The sequence below is a fragment of the Catenibacterium sp. UBA627 genome, assembly GCF_002299355.1.
Classification (GTDB): Bacteria; Bacillota_I; Bacilli_A; order Erysipelotrichales; family Coprobacillaceae; genus Catenibacterium; species Catenibacterium mitsuoka.
Map to the genome: position 1 here is coordinate 1,252 of NZ_DBPF01000123.1, position 9,683 is coordinate 10,934.

At 33.3% G+C, this 9,683-nt stretch carries 8 protein-coding genes; 4 read left to right on the top strand and 4 right to left on the bottom strand.

What is annotated here, in order from left to right:
- Window positions 1–1,097 (bottom strand): MATE family efflux transporter (locus B2S90_RS08200; RefSeq protein ID WP_286696863.1); only part of this gene is annotated, 1,097 nt, incomplete at its 3' end.
- A gap of 142 nt (window positions 1,098–1,239) precedes the next feature.
- Between B2S90_RS08200 and B2S90_RS08205 the strand changes: the two genes are divergently transcribed.
- On the top strand, window positions 1,240–2,337 hold the full coding sequence (locus B2S90_RS08205; protein WP_286696864.1) for an alanyl-tRNA editing protein: 1,098 nt from the start codon (window positions 1,240–1,242) through the stop codon (window positions 2,335–2,337).
- Here B2S90_RS08205 and B2S90_RS08210 read toward each other — a convergent pair.
- The 3 genes from B2S90_RS08210 to B2S90_RS08220 are packed head-to-tail and all read right to left on the bottom strand — an operon-like array spanning window position 2,334 to window position 4,556.
- On the bottom strand, window positions 2,334–3,200 hold the full coding sequence (locus B2S90_RS08210) for an NAD(P)-dependent oxidoreductase (protein WP_286696865.1): 867 nt from the start codon (window positions 3,198–3,200) through the stop codon (window positions 2,334–2,336). The two genes, B2S90_RS08205 and B2S90_RS08210, sit on opposite strands and share 4 nt — an antisense overlap.
- The gene (locus tag B2S90_RS08215; RefSeq protein WP_286696866.1) at window positions 3,197–3,760 is read right to left on the bottom strand and encodes a pyridoxamine 5'-phosphate oxidase family protein; all 564 of its coding nucleotides are present in this window, start codon (window positions 3,758–3,760) and stop codon (window positions 3,197–3,199) included. The genes B2S90_RS08210 and B2S90_RS08215 overlap by 4 nt, the downstream gene beginning before the upstream one ends.
- On the bottom strand, window positions 3,738–4,556 hold the full coding sequence (locus tag B2S90_RS08220) for an HAD family hydrolase (protein WP_286696867.1): 819 nt from the start codon (window positions 4,554–4,556) through the stop codon (window positions 3,738–3,740). Before B2S90_RS08220 ends, B2S90_RS08215 begins: the two co-directional genes overlap by 23 nt.
- Window positions 4,557–4,643: 87 nt before the next feature.
- On the opposite strand from B2S90_RS08220, the gene B2S90_RS08225 reads away from it, so the two are divergent.
- From B2S90_RS08225 to B2S90_RS08235, 3 genes are all read left to right on the top strand, one after another.
- Window positions 4,644–5,339, top strand: a complete 696-nt coding sequence (locus tag B2S90_RS08225) for a GntR family transcriptional regulator (RefSeq protein ID WP_055232463.1) — start codon at window positions 4,644–4,646, stop codon at window positions 5,337–5,339.
- A 286-nt stretch (window positions 5,340–5,625) separates the two neighbouring features.
- Complete coding sequence (locus tag B2S90_RS08230; RefSeq protein WP_286696868.1) at window positions 5,626–6,909, top strand: M48 family metalloprotease; 1,284 nt, start codon at window positions 5,626–5,628, stop codon at window positions 6,907–6,909.
- A gap of 162 nt (window positions 6,910–7,071) precedes the next feature.
- The coding region (locus B2S90_RS08235) for a glutamate synthase central domain-containing protein (RefSeq protein ID WP_286696869.1) at window positions 7,072–9,683 on the top strand (2,612 nt) is incomplete at its 3' end.

The following is a 9,683-nucleotide window of genomic DNA, read 5'->3' on the forward strand; positions in this document are numbered from 1 at the left end:
ATACGTAAATAAAGTGAACCATTGTATAAGACTGTCTTGTCCGTTGTACCAGAAATCCATGTTACAAGTGTAGGGGCACTTAATAATAGAATAACGGTTGCGATTGCGGCTACAACAATATCATAGATATACATCTGTTTCATACCTTTGCGTATGCGTGATACATTTTCTGCGCCTTTGTTTTGAGATACAAATGTACTGGCTGCTTGAGCCATGGCAGTAAATGGCATATTGAAGAACATATAAAGCTTTCTTGCAGCAGTATGACCAGCAATAATCTGTTTGCTTCCTAGACCATTGATACCTGACTGCAAGATAACTGAACCGGCATTAACGATAGCGCTCATAACAGCCATAGAGTATCCCTGACCTAATAGTTCTTTATAAAGAGCTGCATCAAATTTAAAATGTCTCTTTTCTGGTACGAGTAATGGGACATTCTTAAAAATATAAATCAAACAGAATACAACTGATATCCCCTGGGCAATGACTGTCGCAACTGCTGCTCCTCTTACACCCATATGAAGCTGTGTGATAAAGAATAAGTCTAAACCGATATTTAATACTGATGATATGATTAAGAATACTAAAGGCATTAAACTATTCCCTATAGCACGTAATAAACCTGCGCATAGATTATAGGCAAACATAACGACTAAGAATTGGACAATCACAATAATATAGCTATAGGCTTCATTTAGTAAGTCCGGTGATACATTTATCGCAATAAGTAATGGTTTAATTCCAATAGAGGCAATAATAGTAATCACAATAGAAGATATAATACCAATCACAAAACTCGCTGCCACTGATTTCTTTAAGAGTTCTTCATCTCCTGAACCATAGCTTCTTGCAGTGACAATAGATAAACCATTCCCAATACCTAACGCAAAACCTACTAATAAGTCATAGACCGCTGCACATGAACCAATGGCAGAAAGTGATGTCATTCCTAAAGTATTTCCTACAATGGCAGTATCCATTGTGTTATAGAATTGCTGGAAGATGTTTGATATAAGAATTGGAATCATAAAGATAACTAAACTCTTAAATATTGAACCTTCAAGCATATTAACTGATGTTTTCTTTTTATCCACAATAATTTCTCCCTTCTTTTTCTGTGTTATTCTAACACAAATTAATGTTTATTATTCATAACTCACAGATTATGAAAACACTTTAACACTCGGTAGTACCTCTCGGTCAAGTGTTTGTGATAGAATAATGTAGGTGATATATATGAAAACAATAAAATTATATGATGAAATGCCTTATAGTACAGATTTCAAGGCAACAGTAGTAGAAGTCAATAAGAATGAAATCATTCTTGACCAGACACTTTTCTTTCCTGAGGAAGGTGGTCAGGAATGTGATCTAGGGACTATTAATGATATTCCTGTCAAGGATGTTCAGATTAAGAATGATGTGATTATCCATTATGTTAAGAAACATCACTTCAATGTAGGAGATACAATAGAAGGTCATATTGACTGGAAGAGACGTTATTCTTTTATGCAGAATCATACAGGAGAACATCTTCTTTCTGGTATTGTTCATAGTTTATATGGTTATGATAATGTGAGTTTCCATCTAAACAGTGAAGAAGGACAAGTAGAATATGATGGTGATATTCAGGATATTGATTTAATAGAAGAGAAAGTGAATCAGGCTATCTATGAGAATAAAGAGATTCATTGTTTCTATCCTGATGATTTAGAGAGTATCTCTTATCGTTCTAAGAAAGAGATTGAAGGCAAAGTACGTATTGTAGAGATCAAAGATTATGATATATGTGCATGTTGTGCACCCCATGTAAAAAGAACAGGTGAATTAGGAGTATTCAAGATCATCAAAGTGATTCATACAACTCGAGGGACACGTTTTATATTCTTATTTGGGGAACGTGCTTATCATCGTTTCAAGGATGATTTTGATCATCTTGAATCACTTTATCATCTTTTCTCTTCCAACAATCAAACACTTGTAAAACAAGTCAATAAGATGTATGAAGAAAAAACAGCTTTAGAAGTCAAATATGCACAACTAGAGAAAGAACATATGCTTTCTTTATGTAATCATGCTTATTTATTTGTAGAAGACTGTTTACCTGTAAATCAAAGAGAAGTAACAAATCACTTAGTTAATCTTTATGGTACAGGTGGTGTATTTGTAGGAAATGATGAGAAAGGCTATCGTTATGTCATAGGTTCTAGTTCAAATGCATTGGATATATTAACACAATTAAAAAGCCTTAAAAGCAAAGGTGGAGGATCAAAGGATATGATCCAGGGATTTACCCCCGCTTCTAAGACTGAGTTGCTTAAAGCCCTCTCTTAGGGCTTTTTATAATACTTGATTAAGGCTTGTGTACCTAAGTCACCATAGCCTACTTTTTCTAATTCCTGATAGTTTCTTAATACTGTTTCTAATACATTAAGTGTAATGTCTGATTCTTTGGCTTCTTCATCAGCTAACTTCATATCTTTAATAAAGTGTTTCATAAAGAATCCTGGCTGATAATCAGCCTTTAAGATCTTAGGTCCAAAAGCATCTAACTGATGACTTCCTGCCGCACCTGTAGACACAGACTTTAATAAAACATCTAAATCCAAACCTTTACTCGATGCATATGTGAGTGCTTCACATACACCAGATAATGCCCCTGCAATCATGATCTGATTAGCCATCTTTGCATGCTGTCCTGAACCACTAGGACCCTGATAATTAATATTAGTACCCATGGCTTCAAATAAAGGAAGACATGCTTCATAATCTTCTTTGTCTCCTCCTACAAGAATAGAAAGAGTCGCATTCTTTGCGCCTGTATCTCCACCAGTAACTGGTGCATCTAATACATGTAGATTTCTCTTTTTACCTTCTTCATATATTCTTTGATCAAGTGTAGGTGATGTAGTCGTCATATCAATAAGATAAGTCCCTTCCTTTACTGAATCAAGAATATTGTTGTCATTAAAATAAACTTCTTCCACATCCTGTGGAAAACCTACAATAGTCATGACTGCATCTACATCTTTCACGCAATCATGAATAGTAGAATGAAGTGTCGCACCCTTCTCTACTAAAGATGTCACCTTTTCGGGATGTCTTGCATAAATATGCATTTCATAACCTGCATCCATTAAATGACCTGCCATAGGTAGCCCCATGATACCTAAACCAATAAATCCGATTTTCTTCATCTTATATGTTCCTTTCCTATCATATACTGTATATCTAATTCTAAGATATTCACATTATCTACCATTTGATCAGTAATATCTACCTTCTGCGTAGGACAAAGTGTATGAACGAGTGTTTCTAATACATCTTTCTTTATTTCTTTATTCCCTACTTCTTCTAATATACCTAACATATATACTGAACGATGATTGTGTGTTGTCTTTTCTTCATTGATACCACAATCTTCTACGACAATATAACTTGCCTGTTTCCCTACACCATTGATCTTATAGCCTGTCTTAGATGTATGGAAATAGAGCTTTCCATTCATATAAATATGATCTAGAGGAATACTATAAGGTATTTCATCAAAGAACGAGAGAACACCATATGATATCCTATTAATTATATTTACTGATTCATTATAGTTTAATAGCTGTTTTGTTTTTCTCATCTTCCCTGGAACTTGAAAAGGAAGTAATGATTCCCAGTCATCACTATAATGCATACAATGATCACCTAATGGCATATCATCCTTCACAATAGTCATTCCATCTTTAAATTTGTATAAGTAATCCATCTTCTTTCTCCATCATCTTCTGTATTGTCTTCATAACCCCATCATGATCATTATCTTCTTGAGTCACAAAACGTGCTTTACTTTGTATAAAGTGGTCTGCATTCTTCATTGCATAACTATAATAAGCATGTGTGAACATCGGTAGATCATTATCAGAATCTCCAAAGACCATTGTTTCTTCTTCTGATATACTTAATGTCTTTTGCAAGAAAACGACACTATCTGCTTTAGATTGTCCCTTCTTATTAATATCAATCCAGCAGTCTCCTGATGGTTTCACTTCAAAGCCTTTTATACAAGACAAAGGTCCTTCCAAACAGTTCTTCACTGGATCAATAGGATCACAAACTGTAATCTTGAATATATCATCATCGATATCTTCTATTGTATCTACATAAGTAATACTAAAGTGATTTGTATGCTTACTTATAAGTTCCTTATCTTTATTGAATGCATACATGGCCTTCTTACCACTTAACATTGGAGCCGTGCCTTTAAGCGTAAACACAAAGTTTGTAAGCTTATACACATCTTCCTGGTTCATATAGTCTGCAAGTAACGTATCTCCGTTATGTTGTATATAGCCACCGTTTTCAGCCATAAGATATATAGTCTTATTACCTTCAAAATACTTCTTCACTTCTCCCATCTGTCTTCCAGAGGAAATCGCAAAAATGATATTTCTATCATACAATTCCTTGTATATTTGATTAAAATGTGGAGGTAGCTTCTTCTGATTATCCAACAAAGTACCGTCCATATCACAAATAATCATCTTAATTTGTGTAAAATTCATACTTATTCACCTCAAAATGCATTATATCACTATTTTCATACTAGACCAAAAAGTTAGGTTATGTTAATATGTGGGCGGTGATGAAAAATGTCTAAATATCAAGAAGTAGTGGAAGATATTATCCGCAAAATAGAAAATAATGAATATACTGATAAGCTACCAACAGAAGATCAGTTAATTGAACAGTATCAAGTAAGTAGAAATACAATTAGAAATGCGATTCGTACTTTAAAGAAACAAGGTACTCTATTCTCAATTCAGGGAAGTGGTGTTTTTGTACGTCATACAAGAGATGATGATTCTTTATGGATGAATGGTTCATGTGGTATTACTGAGAATGCCCCACGTCATAAGATTACTACTGATGTCAAGGGATTCCATATTATGATGGCTGGAGAAGAACTATCAAAACGCATGCAATGTGAACTCACTACACCTATCTATTATATTGAAAGAATTAGAAAGATGGATGGTGTACCAATGGCTATTGAGTACACATACTACAATAAGGATCTTATTCCTTCACTTGATCGTCGTATTGCGAGTCAGTCAATCTATACTTATATTAAGAATGATTTAAAGTTAAGTATTGGTTTTGCAGATAAGTATTTCCATGTTAAAAAGTTAAGTGCACAGGAAGCCGCTATTCTAGGATTAGAAGAAGGTAGTCCTGCATTAGAAGTAGAAGACTATGTGCATCTTTCTAATGGACAGTTATTTAATGTGTCTCGTATTGTATATAACTATAAGACAACTCATTTCTATGCATCTAATGTAGATTAAGAAAAAAAGAACCTCGCAGGGTTCTTTTTCTTATCTAGAGGCAATATGCAGTGAGGAACAATCCGGATTATATATTCGCAGTATTTAGGAATGACAATAAGTTGATAGGCATTAATTGAGAAATGGTTTTATAATATTTTGTCCTTCTGCACTTTTCAAGCAGTCATTTTTATTTGCGTTCTAGATTCTATGGGTATTATAGTACGTATGCGCTTGCATTTCAATATTAATACCAATGATTTTTATATATTTTTTAATTTTAGTAATGAAATAAGGAGTTTTTTTTATGAAATGGTTGATATTTATCATTATTATGATACAGACAGGATATAGATTTGTATTAGATGGTATAAAGAATAAACAAAGAAAGAAACCATTACCTATTGAAGTAAGTGATATATATGATAAGAAGCGTTATGAATCTTTCTTAAGCTATGAGAAGGATTATGATCATATGAAGTTATGTAATAGGTTATTCACAGTGTTAGTGTATATATTCTATTTATTCTCCCCTTTCTTATCTTATATAGATACACTTCCTTTAAATGTGTATACACGTTTCTTTGTGACAGTGCTTAGTATCTCTTTGATCAATAGAATCGTAAGTGTGTTCTTTGACTATTATGCAACGTTTAAGATAGAAGAAAAGTATGGCAAGAATAAGAAGACAAAAAAAGTGTTTATAAAAGATGAAGTTGTAGAAACAGTTTTAGACTTAGTTCTTTCTTTCATCCTTTATATACCTTGTCTTTATATTCTTGAACATATTGACGAATGGACAAATCACTTTTCCATTACTTATACACAATCTTTGGTGTTATGTTTAGGACTTCTAGGTGTTAGTTTTATTCTTTATTTAATTGTCTTAAGTATCAGTTATGTGTATTTAAGAATCCAATATACATTTACTGAATTAGAAGACAATGAACTAAGACACAAGATAGAAGAACTGATGAAGGATTGTCCTAAGAAAGTGAAACATATTAAGGTATACAATGAATCCAAGAAATCCACTGGTAAGAATGCCTTCTTATTAAAGATGTTATGGTATAAGGAATTTGGAATTGCAGATAACTTTCTTGATGAGAACTCTGAAGGAGAACTACTTGCAGTCCTTTCCCATGAAATAGGACATCTCAAACATAAAAAGAATATCTTTAACTATATGAAATATATTGTATTATGTATTCTATTTATCCTTATAGTCTATATGATTCCTCATGGTGAGTTATGTATAGTCTTGTCAGAAAGAGTATTAGAGAGCTTTGGTCTTATTCATATGAACTATGATGTGATCTTTACATGTTTAGGTGTGATGATTACACCTATTATGTATATATGTTCTTTTTATCTGAATTATGTATCAAGAAAAGAAGAGTATGAAGCAGATGATCAGGCAGTACATAATGGTTATGGAGAAGAATTAATAACTACTTTTAAGCGTATTTCCAGTGATGAACTGATAGATGTCTATCCAGCAGACTTTATTGAATATACCTCTTATGATCATCCAGGTATGTATCATCGTATTAAGCATATACAAGAAGAAATGAGAAATAGAAAGCCGTAAAGGCTTTCTTTTTTATCCTATATTTCGTTTAATATAAGTTATAATGTACATATTTTCGTTTAATCATAAATATATGAAAGTTTTATCACTTTTATAACAATTTTTCTTTACAATGATAAAAATATTTTGTACTATAGGTTCACTTATATAGGAGGTGTGAGCATGAACAAAGGTTTATATGATTCATCTTTTGAACATGATAACTGTGGTATTGGTGCAGTTGTTAATATCAAAGGTGTAAAAACGCATATGACAGTATCAAATGCGTTAAAGATTGTAGAACAGTTAGAGCATAGAGCAGGTAAAGATGCAAAGGGTGAAACAGGGGACGGTGTTGGTATTTTAACTCAGGTCCCTTATACATTCTTTAAGAAGAGTATTAAGGATTTCCAGTTACCTAAGGAAGGTCATTATGGTGTTGGTCAGTTCTTCTTCCCTATGAATGAACTAGAAAGACATCAGGCAATGACTATGTTTGAAAAGATTATTACTAAGGAAGGTATGACTTTCCTTGGATGGAGAAAGGTAGAAACACATAAAGAGGTATTAGGTACTAAAGCGATTGAAGCGATGCCTTATATTATGCAGGGATTTGTAAAGAAACCTGATGATTGTGAAACAGGTCTTCCTTTTGACCGTCTTCTTTATCAAGCAAGAAGAATTTTTGAACAGAGTAATGAAAATACATATGTATGTTCATTATCTAGCCGTACTATTGTATATAAAGGTATGTTCCTTGTAGGACAGCTTAGAAGCTTCTTCCAGGACTTACAGGATGATGATTATAAGAGTGCAATCGCATTAGTGCATTCTCGTTTCTCTACAAATACGAATCCATCATGGCAAAGAGCGCATCCAAACCGCTTTATTGTCCACAATGGTGAAATTAATACAATTAGAGGTAATGCGAACAACATGCTTTCTCGTGAAGAAAACATGAAATGTGATGTATTAGATACAGAAAAGGTATTCCCTGTTGTCGATGTAAATGGTTCAGATTCTGCGATGTTAGATAACACATTAGAATTCTTGGTTATGAGTGGTATGGAACTTCCTCGTGCTGTTATGATGTGTATTCCAGAACCATGGGAAAACAATCCTTCTATGTCTAAAAAGAAGAAGGATTTCTATGCCTATAATGCAACAGTTATGGAACCTTGGGATGGTCCAGCTTCTATTTTATTCTCTGATGGTGAATTAATGGGTGCTGTGCTTGATAGAAATGGTTTAAGACCTTCTCGTTATTATATTACTAAAGACTCTTATTTAATCTTATCTTCTGAAGTAGGTTCTTTAGATGTTCCTACAGAAGATATTGTAGTTAAGGATCGTTTACGTCCTGGTAAGATGCTTCTTGTAGATACTAAGAAGGGTGTTCTTATTAATGATGAAGAGTTAAAGAACTATTATGCACAAAAGGAACCTTATGGTGAATGGCTTGATTCACACCTCACATACTTAAAAGATTTAAAGATTCCTAATGAAAGAGTAGAGATCATCAGTGATGAAAAGCTAGAAACTTTACAGACTGCTTTTGGTTATAAGTATGAAGATATTAAGGATTATATTATTCCAATGGCAATGAATGGTAGTGAACCAATTATTGCAATGGGTAATGATGCCCCTCTTGCGGCAATGAGTACTATGCATCAGCCACTCTTCAATTACTTTAAACAGTTATTTGCCCAGGTAACTAACCCTCCTATCGATTCTATTCGTGAAGAGATTGTAACATCTACTTCATTAGATATTGGTACTGAAGGAAATATCTTAAATGATTCACCTGATAACTGTCGTTTATTACATATTCATAACCCTATTCTTACAAATACAGATATTCTTAAGTTAAAACATCTTCATACAGATGATTTTGAAAGTGAAACTATTTCTACACTTTATTATAAGAATACATCACTTAAAAAGGCTTTAGATCACCTCTTTATTGAAGTAGATAAAGCATATCATCGTGGCGCAAATATTATTATTCTTTCAGACCGTGGTGTAGATGATAACCATTGTGCTATTCCTGCATTACTTGCAGTTGCAAGTGTGAACTCTTATTTAGTACGTACTAAGAAGAGAATGAAGATGGCTTTAATTATTGAATCTGGTGAAACAAGAGAAGTGCATCATTTCGCAACACTACTTGGTTATGGTGCAAGTGCTATTAATGCTTATCTTGTTCAGGATACAATTCATCAGGCTGTAGAAGAAGGTTTATTAGAAAAGGATTACTATGCTGCAGTAGAAGATTATAATCATGCAGTACTTTCTGGTATTGTCAAGATTGCGTCTAAGATGGGTATTTCTACTTTACAGTCTTATCGTGGTTCTCAGAACTTTGAAGCCATCGGTATTTCTAAAGAAGTGATTGATACATACTTCCCTCATACAGTAAGTAGAGTAGAAGGTATTACTTTAAAAGATATTGAAGCTGATACAAATGCATTACATAATCAAGCTTTTGATCCTCTTGGATATGATGTGAATCCTACACTTGATTCTGGAGGATTCCATAAAGAAAGAAGTCATAAAGAAAAACATCTTTATAACCCTAAGACTATCCACTTATTACAGCAGGCTAGCCGTTTAGGTGATTATAAGTTATTTAAAGAATTCTCTGAAACTATTACTCAGGAAGAAGAAGGTATTAACTTACGTGGTTTATTAGATTTCGACTTCAGCAAGAGAAAACCTATTCCTTTAGAAGAGGTAGAACCTGTAGAAAACATTGTGAAACGTTTTAAGACAGGTGCTATGAGTTATGGTTCTAT

What these genes read in the sequence shown, in the direction of transcription:
- B2S90_RS08205 (WP_286696864.1), top strand. Translation starts at nt 1,240, where the DNA reads ATGAAAACAATAAAATTATATGATGAAATGCCTTATAGTACAGATTTC.
- B2S90_RS08210 (WP_286696865.1), bottom strand. Translation starts at nt 3,200, where the DNA reads ATGAAGAAAATCGGATTTATTGGTTTAGGTATCATGGGGCTACCTATG.
- B2S90_RS08215 (WP_286696866.1), bottom strand. Translation starts at nt 3,760, where the DNA reads ATGGATTACTTATACAAATTTAAAGATGGAATGACTATTGTGAAGGAT.
- B2S90_RS08220 (WP_286696867.1), bottom strand. Translation starts at nt 4,556, where the DNA reads ATGAATTTTACACAAATTAAGATGATTATTTGTGATATGGACGGTACT.
- B2S90_RS08225 (WP_055232463.1), top strand. Translation starts at nt 4,644, where the DNA reads ATGTCTAAATATCAAGAAGTAGTGGAAGATATTATCCGCAAAATAGAA.
- B2S90_RS08230 (WP_286696868.1), top strand. Translation starts at nt 5,626, where the DNA reads ATGAAATGGTTGATATTTATCATTATTATGATACAGACAGGATATAGA.